This is a genomic window from Planococcus sp. MB-3u-03 (assembly GCF_002833405.1).
Classification (GTDB): Bacteria; Bacillota; Bacilli; order Bacillales_A; family Planococcaceae; genus Planococcus.
In genome coordinates, this window is sequence record NZ_CP025135.1 from 855,743 (window position 1) to 872,425 (window position 16,683).

Annotated in this window: 17 protein-coding genes and 1 pseudogene; 10 read left to right on the forward strand and 8 right to left on the reverse strand. The window is 49.7% G+C overall.

Annotated elements, in window-relative coordinates:
* Positions 1 to 44: 44 nt before the first annotated feature.
* The 3 genes and pseudogenes from CW734_RS05530 to CW734_RS05540 all read left to right on the forward strand — a co-directional run bounded on the left by CW734_RS05530 (position 45) and on the right by CW734_RS05540 (position 2,857).
* Positions 45 to 1,071: pseudogene (locus CW734_RS05530) on the forward strand (TFIIB-type zinc ribbon-containing protein).
* Positions 1,068 to 1,847, forward strand: coding sequence for a TPM domain-containing protein (locus CW734_RS05535; protein WP_232787171.1), 780 nt, complete (start codon positions 1,068 to 1,070; stop codon positions 1,845 to 1,847). The pseudogene CW734_RS05530 and the gene CW734_RS05535 overlap by 4 nt, the downstream one beginning before the upstream one ends.
* Positions 1,848 to 1,876: 29 nt before the next feature.
* On the forward strand, positions 1,877 to 2,857 hold the full coding sequence (locus CW734_RS05540; protein ID WP_101189782.1) for an SPFH domain-containing protein: 981 nt from the start codon (positions 1,877 to 1,879) through the stop codon (positions 2,855 to 2,857).
* A gap of 52 nt (positions 2,858 to 2,909) precedes the next feature.
* Here the strand turns inward: CW734_RS05540 and CW734_RS05545 are convergent, their stop codons facing one another.
* Complete coding sequence (locus CW734_RS05545; protein WP_232787172.1) at positions 2,910 to 3,500, reverse strand: TetR/AcrR family transcriptional regulator; 591 nt, start codon at positions 3,498 to 3,500, stop codon at positions 2,910 to 2,912.
* A gap of 418 nt (positions 3,501 to 3,918) precedes the next feature.
* On the opposite strand from CW734_RS05545, the gene CW734_RS05550 reads away from it, so the two are divergent.
* Positions 3,919 to 5,484: an AMP-binding protein gene (locus CW734_RS05550; RefSeq protein ID WP_101192149.1), complete on the forward strand. Its 1,566-nt coding sequence runs from the start codon at positions 3,919 to 3,921 to the stop codon at positions 5,482 to 5,484.
* 16 nt (positions 5,485 to 5,500) lie between these two features.
* Positions 5,501 to 6,277, forward strand: a complete 777-nt coding sequence (locus tag CW734_RS05555; RefSeq protein WP_101192150.1) for an SDR family NAD(P)-dependent oxidoreductase — start codon at positions 5,501 to 5,503, stop codon at positions 6,275 to 6,277.
* A 41-nt stretch (positions 6,278 to 6,318) separates the two neighbouring features.
* Here the strand turns inward: CW734_RS05555 and CW734_RS05560 are convergent, their stop codons facing one another.
* The 3 genes from CW734_RS05560 to mug form a co-directional block, all read right to left on the reverse strand.
* Positions 6,319 to 7,068 carry an SDR family NAD(P)-dependent oxidoreductase gene (locus tag CW734_RS05560; protein ID WP_101189784.1) on the reverse strand — a complete coding sequence of 250 codons (750 nt, stop codon included), beginning with the start codon at positions 7,066 to 7,068 and terminating at the stop codon, positions 6,319 to 6,321.
* 88 nt (positions 7,069 to 7,156) lie between these two features.
* The gene (locus CW734_RS05565; protein ID WP_101189785.1) at positions 7,157 to 7,657 is read right to left on the reverse strand and encodes a DUF2798 domain-containing protein; all 501 of its coding nucleotides are present in this window, start codon (positions 7,655 to 7,657) and stop codon (positions 7,157 to 7,159) included.
* 141 nt (positions 7,658 to 7,798) lie between these two features.
* A complete protein-coding gene (gene mug, locus CW734_RS05570; RefSeq protein WP_101189786.1) occupies positions 7,799 to 8,344 on the reverse strand; it encodes a G/U mismatch-specific DNA glycosylase in 546 nt (181 codons plus the stop codon).
* 108 nt (positions 8,345 to 8,452) lie between these two features.
* On the opposite strand from mug, the gene CW734_RS05575 reads away from it, so the two are divergent.
* Entirely contained in the window at positions 8,453 to 8,974 is a 522-nt protein-coding gene (locus CW734_RS05575) for a YcxB family protein (protein WP_101189787.1), read from the forward strand.
* 47 nt (positions 8,975 to 9,021) lie between these two features.
* Here CW734_RS05575 and CW734_RS05580 read toward each other — a convergent pair whose 3' ends face one another.
* Entirely contained in the window at positions 9,022 to 9,483 is a 462-nt protein-coding gene (locus CW734_RS05580; RefSeq protein WP_101189788.1) for a BsuPI-related putative proteinase inhibitor, read from the reverse strand.
* Positions 9,484 to 9,618: 135 nt separating this feature from the next.
* On the opposite strand from CW734_RS05580, the gene CW734_RS18455 reads away from it, so the two are divergent.
* The 3 genes from CW734_RS18455 to CW734_RS05590 all read left to right on the forward strand — a co-directional run bounded on the left by CW734_RS18455 (position 9,619) and on the right by CW734_RS05590 (position 12,025).
* Positions 9,619 to 9,756, forward strand: a complete 138-nt coding sequence (locus tag CW734_RS18455) for a hypothetical protein (protein ID WP_180956257.1) — start codon at positions 9,619 to 9,621, stop codon at positions 9,754 to 9,756.
* A gap of 114 nt (positions 9,757 to 9,870) precedes the next feature.
* The gene (locus CW734_RS05585) at positions 9,871 to 11,454 is read left to right on the forward strand and encodes a class I adenylate-forming enzyme family protein (protein ID WP_257968664.1); all 1,584 of its coding nucleotides are present in this window, start codon (positions 9,871 to 9,873) and stop codon (positions 11,452 to 11,454) included.
* An 88-nt stretch (positions 11,455 to 11,542) separates the two neighbouring features.
* Entirely contained in the window at positions 11,543 to 12,025 is a 483-nt protein-coding gene (locus CW734_RS05590; RefSeq protein WP_101189790.1) for a YehS family protein, read from the forward strand.
* A 50-nt stretch (positions 12,026 to 12,075) separates the two neighbouring features.
* On the opposite strand, the gene CW734_RS18230 is transcribed toward CW734_RS05590, so the two are convergent.
* The 3 genes from CW734_RS18230 to CW734_RS05600 form a co-directional block, all read right to left on the reverse strand.
* Positions 12,076 to 12,216, reverse strand: a complete 141-nt coding sequence (locus CW734_RS18230) for a hypothetical protein (protein ID WP_157824130.1) — start codon at positions 12,214 to 12,216, stop codon at positions 12,076 to 12,078.
* Positions 12,217 to 12,991: 775 nt separating this feature from the next.
* Entirely contained in the window at positions 12,992 to 13,879 is an 888-nt protein-coding gene (locus CW734_RS05595) for a fructose bisphosphate aldolase (protein ID WP_101189791.1), read from the reverse strand.
* A 111-nt stretch (positions 13,880 to 13,990) separates the two neighbouring features.
* On the reverse strand, positions 13,991 to 14,914 hold the full coding sequence (locus CW734_RS05600; RefSeq protein WP_232787173.1) for an oxidoreductase: 924 nt from the start codon (positions 14,912 to 14,914) through the stop codon (positions 13,991 to 13,993).
* 205 nt (positions 14,915 to 15,119) lie between these two features.
* On the opposite strand from CW734_RS05600, the gene ilvA reads away from it, so the two are divergent.
* Positions 15,120 to 16,406, forward strand: coding sequence for a threonine ammonia-lyase IlvA (ilvA, locus tag CW734_RS05605; RefSeq protein WP_101189793.1), 1,287 nt, complete (start codon positions 15,120 to 15,122; stop codon positions 16,404 to 16,406).
* Positions 16,407 to 16,683: the final 277 nt, after the last annotated feature.

A 16,683-nucleotide genomic window follows, 5' to 3' on the forward strand; every position in this document is an offset into this window, starting at 1 on the left:
CGGCAACTGGACGCGATCCTGAAGCACGAAGGGAGGAAACTCGTTTGGTCATCCATTATAAATGCCCGAATTGCGGGGCCGACATGGCGTTTGATAGCGACTCGGGCCATTTAAGCTGCCCGAGCTGCGGCCACGAAGAAAACATCGAGACCTTTCGGAACAGAACATCGAACGGAAATTCGATGAAGGCGAAGCGAAAGAATACCATTGCGAAAACTGTGGGGCGATCATCCTGACAGAAGCTGAAACGACCGCGACCCATTGCAGCTTCTGCGGGGCACCGGTCGTATTGGCAGACCGGTTGACGGAAATCTCGCCCCGGCCAAAGTCATTCCGTTTACCGTCAGCAAAGACGAAGCGGTCGAAGCGTTCAAGAAATGGACGCGCGGCGGACGATTGACCCCGCGCGGTTTTACGAGCGGCGACCGTATCAAGAAAATGACCGGCATGTATGTGCCATTCTGGCTTTACGATATCGAAGGCGAAGCCCATATCCAGGCGATCGGCACGCAAGTCCGGACCTATCAAAGCGGTGATACGATTTATACGGAAACGAATTTTTATGACGTGTTCCGGGAAATCGATTTGAGCTATTTGAAAGTGCCGGCGGATGCTTCCGAAAAAATGGACGACGTGCTGATGGACAAGCTAGAGCCTTACGATTACAGCGAATTAAAAGATTTCCGCATGCCGTATTTGGCGGGCTATTTAGCTGAGAAATACGATTTCGATGACGAGCAATTGTTTTCCCGCGTCGAATCGAAAATCGTCCCGTATATCGACGCTTATATCAGCACGACCATATCGGGTTATTCATCCGTCAGCTACACGAACAAGCAAATCGATGCACAAAAAAAGAAAGTCTATTACACCTTATTTCCGGTGTGGATGGTGTATTACGATTTCGACAATAAAGAACATACCTTTGCGATGAACGGCCAGACCGGAAAAGTGGTAGGCAAGCCGCCGATCAGCGCGGGCAAGGTCGCCCTATGGTTCACCGGCATCGCCGCCTCGAGCTTTGTAGCCATGAAAGCCATCGCCTTTGCGGTAGGGGGTGTCTTGTGGTGAGGAATTCTTCTTGGAAATGGGCATGGATTTCAGCATTGGGCTTGCTGTTGTTTTTCATTGGTGGATTGTCCGTTTCAGCACAAACCGGTGATTTGATATACGACGAAGCCCGCTTGCTTAGCAGCGAAGAAGCGCAGGAACTGGAAGCCTTGGCGGAACAATACGGTGCGGAACAAAACGTGGACTTTCTGTTTTTGACGACCGATAGTACGGAAGGCCAATCGATTGAAGGCTATATGGGCGATTTTTTCGATGATCGCGCTGACAGCACCGGTCGTGAAGATGCGGTACTCCTGACAATCGATATTGGGGGCCGTGAAGTGTATCTCGCTGGTTTCGGCACGGCTGAGCGGACCTTGGATGCAGAGCGTGTCGATCTCGTGCTTGACCGGATTATCCCTGAGATGCAATCGGGCGATTATGCGGATGCGTTCGAAGAAACCGTCGTTACTTCAAGTGAATATATGGAATACCGGCCGGGTGTCAATCCGGAGAGCATTTTTTTGAAAACCTGGTTTCATTTAGCTATCGCTCTGCTGCTCGCAGGCATCATCGTCGGATCGATGCTTTATAATGTTGGCGGCAGGGTGACGACGACCCCAGGCACATATGTCGACCGCGACCATACCCGCGTGCGCAGCCAGGATGACCGCTTCCGCAATAAAACCGTAACCCGCAGCAAGATTCCGAAGAATAAGGATGGCGGCGGGTTCGGCGGAGGCGGCGGCATGACCGGCGGCGGGCGTTCATTCAGCGGTGGCGGCCGCAGCTTCTAGGCAATCGAAAGAAGGAAGGAATGAAGAACATGGCATTTTTCGGCAATCAATTTTCAGATGTGGTGGAATGGGAAGAATTCCGCGACGATATGATTTTTTGGAAATGGACGAATAAGGAAATCAAGAAAGGCAGCCGGTTGATCATCCGGCCGGGCCAAGATGCGATATTCCTCAATAACGGCAAGGTGGAAGGGATTTTCGAAAAAGAAGGCGAGTACGATATTGTCTCTGAAATCGTGCCGTTCCTATCGACCTTGAAAGGCTTCCGCTTCGGCTTCAACAGCGGCATGCGTGTCGAAGTGCTGTTCGTCAATACGAAAGAATTCACCGTCAAATGGGGCACGAAAAGCCCAATTAATATTCCTGCACCGCAGCTTCCTGGCGGCATGCCGATCCGCGCGAACGGCACCTTTCATTTTAAAGTGAATGATTATGTCAATTTGATCGACAAAGTCGCCGGTGTCAAAGACAGCTACCTCGTCGAAGATGTCCAGCTGCGCATTACGGCACGGCTCGATCAATTATTGATGAAATGGATCACGCGCGAAGGCAAGGACATGTTCAATTTGCAGTCGAATTCCCACGAAATCGGCAAGGGGATCCAAGATGATTTGAATATGGAGATCATGGACGACGGCATGAAAGTGACCGGCTTCCAAGTGATGAGTTTTAATTACCCGAAAGAAATCCAGGACATGATCAATAAAAACGCATCGCACGGCATGGTCGGCGACGTCTCGAAATACCAGCAGATGTCGGTCGCGGATGCGATGGGCAAATCTTCAGGTTCAAATACCGCATCCGATATGGCCGGCATGATGATGGGGATGAACATCGCCAAGGAAATGATGGACGATCAAAAAGAATCATCAGGTGCAAGCACCCAAACGGGCGGGCATCCGGCAGAGGGCGGCGAAGGGCAAAAAGGCCCGAACTTCTGCCCGAATTGCGGCGAGAAAGTGAGCGGCGCTAAATTCTGCCCAAACTGCGGACAGAAGCTGGCCGAATAGGAAGCAAAAAAACAGGAAGAGAGCTTATCGCTCACTTCCTGTTTTTTATTGGCTAGTTCCGGATTCCGCTGAACAGCAGCTCCAGCCAGCCATCAATTTCACCGGACAAGTCAAAGTCGCCATCGAAAATTGCCCAATCATACAGCGTTCCGCGCATGCTGCGGGATAACAGCAGCGCAAGCCGGCCGGATGATACAGAGGATGTCAATTCGCCTTTTTTCTGCCCTTCGGAAATCAGTTGTTCCAGAATGGCGTAAAGCGGGCGTTCCGTATCGGACAAATAATTATCGACAGATGGAGTGAGTGCATAAGCATAGAGTGAACGGATGCCATCCCGTCCCATTTCATCCCGCAAATATTCCATTTGGGCGATCGCGAGCTTGCGGATCTTCTGCTCTGCCGACAAACTTTCTGGCAGGCTCTCCTGGAAGTCTCGATAGAATTGGTCGATTTCCTTGAATTTTTCAAGGAAGATATCGTATTTGGACGTGAAATGCCCATAGAACGCCCCTTTGGAAGTTCCGCTTTCCCGGACGATTTCATCAACCGATACCCGGTCAAACCCCTTTTCACTGAACAAGTCAAGAGCCGTGCGGAGGATGCGTTTTTTCGTTTCAATCGCTTTTTCCTGTCTGCTCGTCATATTGGCCACCTTTCTTCTAGTTTAAGCATATAACACTAATGAGAGATATCGGTATAGTAAAAGAAAGTGATGAAGTCGTTTCATCTGAACTATTCAATAGATATGGAGCAAAACAGCGCAGACTCCTTGGGGAGCAGAAACGGAGGTGGCTTTCCAACTTCGTTTCGACGAAGTGCTGAAATCCATTCGGGCAGTAAGCCCGAATTAGTTCAGCGCAAGCCCCAGGAAAGCCAGCTGTTTTGCGGAATATCGTCTACAGTAGAATTTCAAATAACAAAGGTATCTGTAATGGAGTGTATTCTATAATTCGACTGAATTGTTTGAAAACAATTGACAAAGCTCTGTTGGATTGAATAGACTATAGTCTATAGATTATAGACTGCGGTCTATGGAATTGACAAGATGAGAGAGGATGTTGATGATTTTGACAGCGGAACGGACATTGATCGATCTCTTAAACGCCCAATGCAAAAAACGCAGCGCGCAGCCATTTCTGGTTTTTGAAGATAATCAGGAAGAAGTGACAGAATACAGTTACGGCGAATTTTTGGAGCGGGTGGAAAAATTCAGCGGTGCGCTATACGCACGCGGCATCCGCAAGGGTGATAAAGTGACGCTTCATTTGCCGAATTCAGCGGAATTCGTCGTGTGCTGGTTCGCGCTCGCAAAGCTCGGGGCCATCATGGTGCCGACGAATATCCTGTCGACTGCAGCGGAAATGGATTATTTGATCGGCCATTCGGAATCGGTCATGCTCATCACGGAATCGGAATACATCGAGAAGTTCAAATCCATCCAAGGGAATCTCCCAAAGCTGCGTCAGATTGTCCTGGCACGTACGGACGAGTCGGGTGAATTTGAAAGCGTTAACAAAATGATTGGGGAATTCTCGGGCGAAGTGCCGGAAGCCAGCATCCAACCGGAAGACGTGGCAGCGATTTTGTACACCTCCGGAACGACATCGAAACCGAAAGGCTGCCTCATTACACACGCCAATTACATTTACACTGGGCATGCTGTGGCAGAGCATATCAGCTTTACGGAACAAGACCGGGCGCTTGTCGTCTTGCCGATGTTCCATGGCAACGGCCAATATTATATGATCATGCCGAGTTTGGTTGCGGGAGGCAGCGTCGCCATCACCGAACGCTTCAGCGCGAGCCGCTACGGACGCCAAGTCCAGCGCCTCGGCGCAACGCTCGGTTCTCTTTTCGCCGCACCGATCCGTATGATCCTCGCGCAGCCATACGACGAAGAAGAGCGCAACAATAAGTTGCGGGCAGTCATTTTCGCCCAGTCGGTGACAGCAAGAGAACTGAAGGCATTTGAACAGCGCTATAACACTTCGCTTTACCAAATCTATGGCATGACGGAAACGATTGCACCGCCTTTGATGAATCCATTGCAAGGCGCTAAAGATAATACAGGCATCGGCAAACCGATCGCAGGTTCGCGCATCAAGCTGATTGATGAAGAAGGCAATGAAGTGCCGGACGGGGAACCGGGAGAGATTTTGCTTGAGGGCATTCCCGGCCAGACGATCATGAAAGCTTATTTCAATAATCCCGAAGCGACCAATCAAACTTTGCAGAACGGCTGGCTTCATACAGGAGACAAGGCGCGCAAATCGGAGAATGGCTTCTATTATTTCGTTGACCGCCAAAAAGATATGATCAAGCGCGCCGGTGAGAATGTCGCCGCAAGCGAAGTGGAGAATGTCATCATGGAGCATCGAGCCGTCTATGAAGCAATCGTCATTGGGATTCCGGATGCGATGCATGACGAAGCGTTGAAAGCATTCGTCATCCTGAAGCAAGGGCAAACGGCAACGGAACAGGAAGTGATCGACTATTGCAAAGGCCAGTTGGCCAAGTTCAAAGTGCCTTCAGCAATCGAGTTTGTCGAAGACTTCCCACGCACTTCTGTCGGGAAAATCCAAAAGCATAAACTGAAGGAAATCGAATTGAAAAAATTGCATGAATAGAAAGGGCGAAGGCTTAATGGAGGATGTGTTGAATAATCAAGTCGCACTCATTACCGGTAGCGCACGCGGCATCGGCTTTGCCTGCGCGAAAGCACTCGCAAAACGCGGAGCTTCGATCGTCCTCACGGATATTTTGGATTGCGATGAAGCAAAGCAAGAACTCGAAACAGAGTTTCCAGGCATTCGCGTGTTGGCGCAGCAAGTTGATGTCCGCGACCGGGCGCAAGTCGAACAAGCCATCAACAAAACAGTAGAGGAATTCGGGCGCATCGACATTGTCGTCAATAATGCCGGCACTGTCTCGCGTTTCAGTTTAAAGGACATGACGGATGAGGATTGGAGCCGTGATATCGACACCAACTTGCGCGGTACGTTCTTGTTCACGCAAGCAGCCATTTACCCGCATATGGTCAAGCAGGGAAGGGGGCGCATCATCAACATCAGCTCGATTTCCGGCATGATGGGCGGCGCCATTTCCTACGGAGAAGATGGCGAACGGCAAGGGCGTTCTGGCCCTGCCTATGCTGCGTCAAAAGGCGGCATCATCGCCTTTACGAAATGGGTCGCGAAAGAAGTGGGCGAGTTCGGCATTACGGTCAATAGCGTCGCGCCAGGACCGGTTGAGACCGCCATCACCAAAGGCGTCAATTACCCGCTTGAGCTTCAATCGATCAAGCGTCCCGGACAGCCGGAAGACATCGGCGAAGCCGTTGCCTATTTGGCATCACCAGCTGCGGGATATGTAACGGGCGAAGTATTGAAAGTATGCGGCGGTGCAGGAATCGGCGCATAACAAAAAGGTTCCAGGGAATTAATCCCCTGGAACCTTTTTTATTACTTCGTGCTGGTAAATCCGCCGTCGATGCGGATGACGTCGCCGTTAATGTACTGCGCTTTTGATGTCAACAGGAACGCCACGAGTTCTGCGACTTCGTCTGCGGTGCCGAGGCGTTGCTGCGGGATACCTGCTTCTGCGTTTTTCTTCATTTCCGGATTGGCATCGAAATAGGCTTTGACCATCGGCGTTTCCGTCGGGCCTGGCGCGATGGCGTTGACGCGCAAGCCATCTTTGGCGTATTCGGCGACGAGTGATTTCGTCATGCCGACGATGCCGTGCTTGGTGGCAGAATAAGTGACGACTGTATCCTGGCCGATGACGCCGGCGCTCGATGCGGTATTGACGATGGAGCCGCCGCCGTTTTTCACCATCACTTCTGCGACGTAGCGAAGGCCGTATAATGCGCCGAGCAAGTTGATGCCAACGATCTGCTCGATTTCTTTTATATCGGTTTCGAGGAAGTACTTGCCGCTCCCCGAAATGCCTGCGTTGTTGAAGAAATAATCGATCGAGCCAAAATGCTCGACCGTCTTGTCCACATAGTTTTTGACTTCTTCTGATTGGGACACGTCCGCTTTGATGAAGATAGCGTCCGGCCCGAGTTCTTTCACTTTCTGGACGGTATCGTTGCCGCTTTTCTCACTGATATCGACAACAGCGATATTGATGCCTTCCTGTGCGAGACGCAATGCGGCCGATTGTCCAAGCCCGCTTCCGCCTCCTGTGACGATAGCTGTTTTTGCCATGTAGAATCTCCTCCTTGTGCTGGTAGCTTCATTGTTTTCTTTACCCGCAATAAAGCCTGGATAATCAGCAGGGACGAGGAGTATGGGCTTATTGCGCGATGGCTGTTTTACGGTCTTTTGACTCGTGCAGCTTGACCATCGCGAGGCGAGCCAGCGGTTGGATGAGCAGGCTTTCCGCCAGCAAAACGATAATGAAATTGCGCGGCCAATTGGCGAGCCAGTTGCTGAAGATCTCACCGTGCAAACCGTTGGCGACCAGGTCGCCGATAAAGGTCATCGCGACCGACATGCCGATAACCGTGAAAACGATGCGCAATAAAATCTTCTTATGGAAAGATGAGGAGTGTTTCGTCAATTTGCCTGTCAAAGAGTCGGCGATTCTTCCGAAGACAGTTCCTTCAAGAACCATCGCTATGATCCACATGACCGGCATGATTTTGAGGATCATCCACATCGTCTCCATCGTGAAATGGTCTGCATGAAGCAGCACGCTGTAGCTGGTCATCAACAGCACAGTCATCGTCACTATAAGCGAGCCGTAAAGCAGCCCTTCTTTGCCGTTATGAGGCAGTCGTTTGTCTTGTAGCATGAATGTTCCCCGTTTCTATTGTATTGGCGCCCAGTGAAAAGGCAGGGCAAAAGGTGTTGTTTCAACAACCATTCCAACACTATAGCAATAGGGAAGTGAATTTCGTAAGTGTCTGTTTTGTGACTCATTTATATGAAGAAGTTACTCGTTATTATAGATCAACTGGTGCAAGCCTTCATATATTTCCACAATTTCGGCCTGTTTCATGCGTACGAGCCCACTGGAGGAAGGGGCGACGTATTCGATGATTCCCGGAATGACCGAATCCGGCTGTTTGCCCCAGTGCGTTGATTTCTTGCCGCTGAACTGAAGGTAGACACCTTTGCCGACAAAACAAACCGCTTTTGGCCGGTAGCGTTCAATTTTGCGTTTTAATTGTTCGGCACCTTCTTTGTATTCTTCCTTTGTGATATCGGCTGCCACTTTGGTCGGACGGGGGACAATATTGGTCAAACCATAGCCGAGCTCGAGCAAATCGTGGTTTTCCTCGGGTGCGTATTTTCTGGGCGTCAGCCCGGATTCAAAAAGGATTTTCCAGAAGCGGTTGTTTGGGTTGGCGTAATGATAGCCGGTTTCACTCGAGCGGATGCTTGGATTGAATCCGACGAACAGGATGTCGAGATGGTCTTTCAAATGGTCGGGTATGGGTGTAAGTTCCAAGAGAAGGCTCCTTTCACATAAATGCATTTGCAGAGTATTAGCGTATCAAAAAAATATAATATATTCTCCACTGAACCATCGTATAATAGAAGAAAATGGCAATAATTAATTGATCTTGCCAAAAGGAGCTGCACGATGCAGGAATTTTCGTACGAGTTGACGGAACAGCAATTTGTTGATTTTAACCTTTATCATGCTAAACATTCCGAAGCGGTTAAGCGTTCGTTGACGATCCAGCGCTTTGTCATTCCCGTTATTTATTTGATGATGCCGTTCGTGATGGCGCCAATTTTTGATTGGTCGGTGTGGGGGCTGATGGTTCCCTTTATCCTATTCGCGGCTTTGTGGATCATCTTCTTTCCGCCCTATTTCCACTGGAATATTAAACGCATGAGCCGGAAAATGGTCAATGAAGGGAAAAATGAAGGCTTGCTTGGCACCCATGAATTGTTCATTGATTCACAAGGAATCCGTGAAGTGACGAAAAATGGAGAGACGCATGTGCGCTGGTCAGGCATCGAAAAATATGGGGAGGATGCGGACAATGTGTATTTATATAATAGCGCCATGTCTGCATTGATCATCCCGAAAAAGGCAGTGCCTGAGCTGGAGTCATTGCGCAAGTTATTGGCTGAAAAAGTTCCGGCAAGCGCTTGAAATTGAATGGATCAAAAAACCGAACCGCGCTTGGCGGTTCGGTTTTTCTATTCGATCGTATGCTCAATTTCCGCTGGATAATTCGTGCCTTCTGTCGGCGTCATCCACACTTCAAGCGTGTAGGTGCCTGGTTCAAGATTGGCTTCCGGAACTTGGATCTCGTATTGGAGCTCCTCGCCTTGGCGCAGGATTTCCTCGCCGAGTGCCTGGGTATACATGCTGACGGACGACATGCGGAACACTTCGTTGCCTTGTTCATCGGTCAATGTGAAATCATAGCGCTGCCCGCTCGTGAAGTTGAATGTCACCGCTTCTTGCGTATCGTTTTTGACGGTATAGCGGTAAGTTCCGTTGTCTGTCTTTTCAATAGTCGATGTCACTTCACCTTCGATGATTTCACCCCCTGACTCCGGATCTTCCGGCGAATTGTCGCTTTCGGTGCCGCATGCAGCGAGCATCAAAGCGGCCATCAATAGCAGTAGCCAGCCGATTGCGGCCTTTTGCATCATCGGGTTCGCCCCCTTTTTTATCTATAGAGTAGACCGCAAGAGGCCATAAAAAGTTACAGAAACAAATGCATTGTGCTGTTTTTCGGCCCTCTTGCTGTCCTATACTAGCACTATACCCTGAAGGAGGGCGTTGTAATGCCCGGATTATTCAATGATTTCCGTGAAGCGCTGTTTGCAAAGATGAAATGCCTCGGCATGAGTACATTCACAGTCGCCAAATATATGGCGATGGGATTGGTTCCGCTGTATCTCATCTACTTAATGATGAATTAATTGAGACATTAAAGGCTCTGAAAAGAGTCTTTTTTCATTTCCAATTATTGGTATATTGACTATATTTTCAGAATATTATAATATTGAAGAACTACCGATCAGGCAGAAGGGGAGATTCATGAGCAAACAAAGGAGGAATGGGAAATGAACATCACAACATCGTTGACGATGAATGCGACGCGCCAGCCCAATTTACCCGCATTGAATTTCGAAGGGAAATCCTATACGTATCAAGAATTGAACGCGGAAGTGAATCGCTTGGCGAACGGCTTGGTGCGGGAGGGAATTTCAAAGGGCGATAAAGTGGCGCTGTTCATGAAGAATTCGGATGCGTACGTTATTGCATTTTTTGCCGCGTTGAAAGCAGGCGGCGTCGTGGTTCCGATCAATTACAGGCTGAATGCCGAGGAAGCGGGCTATCTATTCGGCCAGTCGGATGCAGTTTATGTGTTTTGCGACAATGAATTCGAAAGCTTAGTGGCGGAAGCGAAAGAATTGGACGATCTGCTGCATCAGGTGATCGTCTATCCGCAAGCACAAATTGAAGCGCATCTCAGTTGGGACGAAATACTGGACGATGACCGCTCGGAGCCAAAAGTCGACATCTTGCCGGAAGACGATGCAGAAATCCTTTATACTTCGGGGACGACCGGCCCGCCCAAGGGAGCGCTTTTTGACCATCAGCGCATCGTCAATGTCAGCACTTCGTTCATTCTCGGAATGGGCGTCAACCATGATGACCGCTTGCTTCATGCGGCGCCGTTTTTCCATCCTTCCCAACTCAATCTATTTCTCGTGACCGGGGTCATGCTCGGCATCCCACAAACCATTCTCCGTGAATTCGCGACGAGAGATGTAGTCAACGCAATCCACCAGGACGGCTGCACGGTGTTTTTCGGACTGCCGGATATGTACCATGCGTTGATGGAAGCACCTGAGAGCGAAAATTATAATCTGGGCACAATCCGGAAATGCATGTACGGGACCGACCCGATGCCCAATGGCCTTGTCGCGCGGGCTATGAAATTCTTCGGCCACGAACAATTTTACAATTTGTGCTTCCTCACTGAAGGGGGCCCGGGAGGCGTCTATTTGCTGCCAAGCGAGCATGCCCATAAAGAGGGAGCGGGCGGCAAGTCGATGTATATGACCCACGTCCGTGTGGTCGACGAAGAAATGAACGACGTTAAGCCTGGCCAAGTCGGCGAATTCGTCATGCGCGGTGAGACGATCATGAAATCGTATTACAATATGCCGGAAGAAACCGAAGAAGCGTTCCGGGACGGCTGGCTGTTGACGGGGGATCTCGCGACAATCGATGAAGACGGCTACATTACGCTTGTCGACCGCAAATCCGACCGTATCATTTCTGCTGGGAATAATATTTATTCCATCGAAATCGAGCAAGTGTTGAATCGTCATCCGCAAGTCCAGGAAGCGGCGACCGTCGGCATTCCGGAAGAAGAATGGGGCGAAATCGTCGGTGTCGTCATTGTCCCAAAGGACGGGTCGCCGATCGACGAAGTAGCACTCTCCGAATACTTGCTCGAGCATTTGCCGCAGCATAAAGCGCCCAAGAAATTCAGGTTCGCGGACGAATTGCCGCGCAATGCTTCAGGCAAGATTTTGAAATACCAATTGCGCGAACTGCATATCAGTGAATATACATGGTTCCGCCATACGTTTGTCGAACGCTGAAAAATGGCGCCCTGATGCTCCGGGGCGCCATTTCTCTGTGTTATGATGGAACAGGATTTGAATAGAACATGGCAGGAGGATTTTTCATATGGACAATAACGATATTTTGATCCGGCTGCGCTATGCGCTGGATTTGAAAAATAGCGATGTAAAAGAAATTTTCGCACTCGGTGGCGAGAAAGTGGATGCCGTCGATGTACCATTGATTTTAACGAAAACGCCGGAACCAGACGATGAAGGGGCAGAAGCCAATATCCCATTGGCAAACGACCAATTGGAGCGCTTCTTGAACGGGCTGATCACCTTCAACCGCGGACCGAAACCCGGCGACTCCGGCCCGCCCGAAGTAAGCGGCGAGCACATCAACAACCTGGTCTTGAAAAAGCTACGCATCGCGCTGGAATTGACGAGCGAAGACTTGCTCGATTTATGGAAGCTGGCCGGGATCAACGTCTCCAAAGGCGAACTCGGCGCCTTTCTCCGGAAAGAAGGCCATAAAAACTATAAGGAACTGGACGACCAGCTCATGCGCACTCTCCTTAAAGGCATCACGCTCAATTATCGTCCATAACGAAAAGCCGCGGCATCCCAAATCGGGTGCTGCGGCTTTTTGCTTGGTGCTTACTCGCCGCCGCTCGTATAGCGGTTGTCGCCCATCGTGTAGTTGGCGCTATCGCCAGGCTTGGCGTCGGGATGCGTCGGCTTGTCATAATAGGCAGAAGCCCTGCGCCGGCGGTCGACGATAAAGCCAAGGCCCACCACAATAGCGATCGGAACCAGGAAATAGAACGTGCAATTCCTCCTTTTTAGTGGGGTGTTCGCAAATGAAACAAGTAAAAATAATTAAATAAGTATGCGAGCAGATATCTTCATTGATGACTCCATCACCAAGCAGCCGTCTCCCGCTTAGGGCAGGCCTCCCGCAATGAGCCAATGAATTGGCGAAAGGAAGTTGAGCCCATTCATTTGCGACGCATCTGCTCGCAGATGTGGGAGCAGCTCTTTATTCGTGATGCTTGAGCATAGCGAAAGTTGAGAACGGGTTTGTGCGCGGTTCGGCTTTTACATTCCACTGACTTTTGTAAGTGATGAAGCATCTCTTTTTCTTATTTTCATCTGCTGGTGGGAGACGCTTATTTAGATATGGCAATTATAAAGATGTTATAACTTTTACCTTTCATCTTGGAAGGATATATAAAATTATTGACACAAATTCCAATGGAAGAAAACATGCCTTCCATTCTAAAGCTAGAGATGAAGCGGAAGGGAGGCGACGCCTGGGGGACCGCGCGGGCTGGCGAGACAAATGTGCCGCGCTCTTTGCGGCACATTGGCTCAACACCCGCCCCATCCCCGGGCAGCTGAAAGCGCGACGTCCTGTCGCATCAGCTGCATGACTCGCATCCTGCGAGCCCCAATCGTCCTCCCTGAAGCGGAATCTCAAACATGAAGAATTTACTATAAGGGCTGGGTTTGATTTTATTTATACAATCCAATCCATAAGAAAAAGCGCACCACAAAGGGAGCGCTTTTTATATCATGTAATGGATGCTTCATAGATTTCTTTGATGGACTTCTCGAGCATCGTGTTGAACTCTTCATCCGACTGGTCAGCGCTCAAACCTTCTGACAAGGCGCGTGAGAAGCTGGCAATCAATCCTTTGTTTTCAGCAAGCTTCTGGTTCGCCTGCTCGCGCGGATATCCGCCGGACAATGCCACAACACGCACGACACGAGGGTGGTCGATCAATTCTTTATAGAAATTCGCCAGCGTCGGAATCGTCAATTTCAACATGACGTACTCGTCGTCGCTAAGCTTATCAAGATGGCTGAGGATTTCATCATTCAGCATGGCCTCGATGCGTTCTTTGTCTGCGCTGTTGATGTCAACTTCCGGCTCGATGATCGGCACGAGTCCAGCAGCGATGACTTCTTTCGCCACTTCGAATTGCTGGTCGACGACTTGCTTGATGCCTTCCGCATTCGGTTCTTTGATGACGGAGCGCATCTTCGTGCCGAAGACATTGCGTTCAACCGCACGTTTCAACAATTCGTTCAAATTCGGGTTCGGCTTCATCAATTGAACGCCGTTCTGTTCGTCAGCCAAGCCTTTATCGATTTTAAGGAAGGGAACGACGCCTTTCGCGTCCCATAGATAATTACTTGTATATTTGCCGTATACTTCGCGGTCCATCGTCTGTTCAAACAGGATGGCGCCTAGCACATAATCCGACGAAAATGCCGGGGCCGTCATGATGCGCGTTCTCATTTCGTGAATCAGGTCGTACATTTCATCTTCGTTGGAGTAAGCATCTTCATTAACACCATAAAGTTTTAACGCTTTTGGCGTGCTGCCACCGCTTTGGTCGAGTGCAGCGATAAAGCCTTTGCCGTTCTTCATTACTTCAAATTGTTTTGTGTTCATCGTCTCAGCTCCTTAGATTAAGAAATTTTGACTCCATTAATCCTGTTCCCTGCTAAGTGTACCAATAATCGGGTTTTTCATCAAAAAAAGATTTCAGAATTGTCGTGCATGTTAGTCGCCAGTGGTACCGTCTGGATTTTTGGCTGTTTCAAAGTCGAAGCGGACGCCTGTCATCTGCTCGGATACGTCCCATAGTTTTCGGGCAAGCGCTTCGTCGACGGCCGTCGGGTGGGGCGTATCCAGGGCGGGATAGCCTTTTCTGCGTCCTTTGCCGGCAGGGCCGATGTATTCGCCGCCAGTGAGATCCGGTTCTGTTGCGGCGTGGACGGTGGCGAGCGCTCCCATGTCCGGCGGCTGCAGAAAGCGGTTGGCGAAATCCCTCAGCAAGACCGGCGCATCGTATTTGCCGATCTTGAAGATATTGGTGGCGGAAACACCAGGGTGGCAGGCGACGCTGATCGTCTGGATGTGGTGCTTTTTCAGCCGCCGGTCGAGTTCCATCGCAAATAGCATATTGGCGAGCTTGCTTTGGTTGTAGAATTTTTTCGGGCGATAGCCTTTCGATCCGTCAAGATTATCGAAATCGATGGTGCCGCGGTTATGCGCCAGGCTGCCGAGCGTGATGACGCGCGAGCCTGGGGTTTTCGCGAGCAGCGGAAGAAGGTGGGCGGTCAACGCGAAATGGCCGAGGTAATTGCTGCCGAACTGCAATTCAAAGCCGTCTTTCGTTTTTCCGTAAGGCGGCATCATGATCCCCGCATTATTGACCAGTAAATCGAGTGAACGGAAATGCTTTTTATAGCTGACGGCAAAATGACGGACGCTTGCGAGATCGGCCAAGTCGAGCTTCAGGACGGCGACCGTCGCTTCCGGATGGTAATCGAGGATCTCCCGTTTAGCGTTTTCGCCTTTGACCAGGTCGCGGACTGCCAGTAGGATCGAGAAGCCCCGACCGGCGAGCATGTTGGCGGCTTCCCATCCGATGCCGCTATTGCCGCCTGTGATAATGGCGATTTTATGATGGACGTCCTCCAAGAAATCAGCTCCCCTTTTAAAAAATAAATGCTGCGTAAAGCTTCTTTTTCTATCTAGTTTACCCCATTTGAAAATTGAAACCGCATACATTCGAGAAAAACCGAAAATCTTGTGAAAAGATCATCAAATTGTCTAAATTTTTACACAACAAAGCTCGCTGATGTGTTAGAGTAATTCAATAATCAAAATGAAGAGGGTGAATCAGATGGCAAAAAACATCACAGAGCTGGAAAGGGAAGTCGTTGCTAAAGAGGTGACCGTGGCCGATATTATGGTCGCCAATCAGGCGCTGAAGGATGTCATCATCCGGACGCCCTTACAGCGCAACGAGATTCTTTCGGCACGTTATGGCTGCAATGTCTTTTTGAAGCGTGAAGACCAGCAAGTGGTCCGATCGTTCAAATTGCGCGGCGCCTATAATTTCATCCGCAGCATGACCGAGTCCGAACGCTCCAAAGGCGTCGTCTGTGCGAGCGCAGGCAACCATGCGCAAGGCGTTGCATATTCCTGCAAGGCGCTCGGCATCGAAGGCAAGATCTTCATGCCGCTTACGACACCGAGCCAGAAAGTCTCTCAAGTGAAACGCTTTGGCGGCGAGTATGTAGAAGTCGTCTTAATCGGCGATAGCTTTGATGATGCCTTTGCTGCAGCGATGGAAGTCTGTTCGGAAGAAGGCAAGACCTTCGTCCATCCATTCAATACGGAAGCTGTGATCGCAGGGCAAGGAACAGTCGCAGTCGAAGTGCTCAATGATATGCAGGAACCGGTCGATTACATGTTTTGCGCAATCGGCGGCGGGGGATTGGCGTCTGGCGTCGGAACGTATTTGAAAGGCGTTTCTCCTGCAACGAAACTGATCGGCGTCGAACCGGAAGGCGCGGCGAGCATGAAAGCTTCCCTTAAGGAAGGCCAAGTGACCCGTCTAGATACGATCGATACGTTTGTCGACGGGGCGGCGGTCAAGCAAGTCGGGGATTTATCGATGGCGATCTGCCAAAAAGTACTGGATGACATCGTGCCGGTCCCAGAAGGCAAAGTGTGTACGACTATCCTTGAGCTATATAACGAAAATGCCATCGTCGCAGAACCGGCCGGCGCGTTATCGGTAGCGGCACTCGACTTTTACCGGGAAGAAATCCGCGGGAAAAATGTTGTCTGCGTTGTCAGCGGTGGCAATAACGATATCGAACGCATGCAGGAAATCAAAGAAAAGTCCTTGATCTATGAAGGATTGAAGCATTATTTCATCGTGACCTTCCCGCAGCGTGCGGGTGCCCTCCGGAAATTCATGGGAGACGTGCTTGGTGAACAGGATGACATCACCCACTTCGAGTACACAAAACGAAATAACCGGGAACACGGACCCGTCTTGGTGGGGATCGAATTGAAAGACCCGGCAGATTACGGGCCGCTCGTTGAACGCATGGCGAAAAACGGCTTTCCGTATAAAGACATCAATAACGATTCATTGCTGTTCAATTTGCTGATCTGATGGCTGTGCTTTCTGCCGTGCATGTGGGGCAGGGAACACAGTTTTTTCATACCTGGCGAATTATTAAGCTTTTGATTCACTTAGACTAAAAGAAATCATTTCCTATCAATAATAAACAGAAAGATGATAATAAAATATTAATTTAAATATTCAGTAATTTAGGGTTTACAAGAAATGTGAAATATTGTAGGCTGATACTATCACATTATCTTATACAAAATATCAATTGCCATCTTTATTAGCGCTTTATGGGAAGATGGCATCAATAAAATTGAAT

Coding starts and splice junctions, on each gene's coding strand:
- ilvA (WP_101189793.1), top strand. CDS start 15,120: ATGGCAAAAAACATCACAGAGCTGGAAAGGGAAGTCGTTGCTAAAGAG.
- CW734_RS18455 (WP_180956257.1), top strand. CDS start 9,619: ATGCCCGGATTATTCAATGATTTCCGTGAAGCGCTGTTTGCAAAGATG.
- CW734_RS05580 (WP_101189788.1), bottom strand. CDS start 9,483: ATGATGCAAAAGGCCGCAATCGGCTGGCTACTGCTATTGATGGCCGCT.
- CW734_RS05545 (WP_232787172.1), bottom strand. CDS start 3,500: ATGACGAGCAGACAGGAAAAAGCGATTGAAACGAAAAAACGCATCCTC.
- CW734_RS05560 (WP_101189784.1), bottom strand. CDS start 7,068: ATGGCAAAAACAGCTATCGTCACAGGAGGCGGAAGCGGGCTTGGACAA.
- CW734_RS05540 (WP_101189782.1), top strand. CDS start 1,877: ATGGCATTTTTCGGCAATCAATTTTCAGATGTGGTGGAATGGGAAGAA.
- CW734_RS05590 (WP_101189790.1), top strand. CDS start 11,543: ATGGACAATAACGATATTTTGATCCGGCTGCGCTATGCGCTGGATTTG.
- CW734_RS05575 (WP_101189787.1), top strand. CDS start 8,453: ATGCAGGAATTTTCGTACGAGTTGACGGAACAGCAATTTGTTGATTTT.
- CW734_RS05555 (WP_101192150.1), top strand. CDS start 5,501: ATGGAGGATGTGTTGAATAATCAAGTCGCACTCATTACCGGTAGCGCA.
- CW734_RS05550 (WP_101192149.1), top strand. CDS start 3,919: ATGATTTTGACAGCGGAACGGACATTGATCGATCTCTTAAACGCCCAA.
- CW734_RS05595 (WP_101189791.1), bottom strand. CDS start 13,879: ATGAACACAAAACAATTTGAAGTAATGAAGAACGGCAAAGGCTTTATC.
- mug (WP_101189786.1), bottom strand. CDS start 8,344: ATGCATTTATGTGAAAGGAGCCTTCTCTTGGAACTTACACCCATACCC.
- CW734_RS05565 (WP_101189785.1), bottom strand. CDS start 7,657: ATGCTACAAGACAAACGACTGCCTCATAACGGCAAAGAAGGGCTGCTT.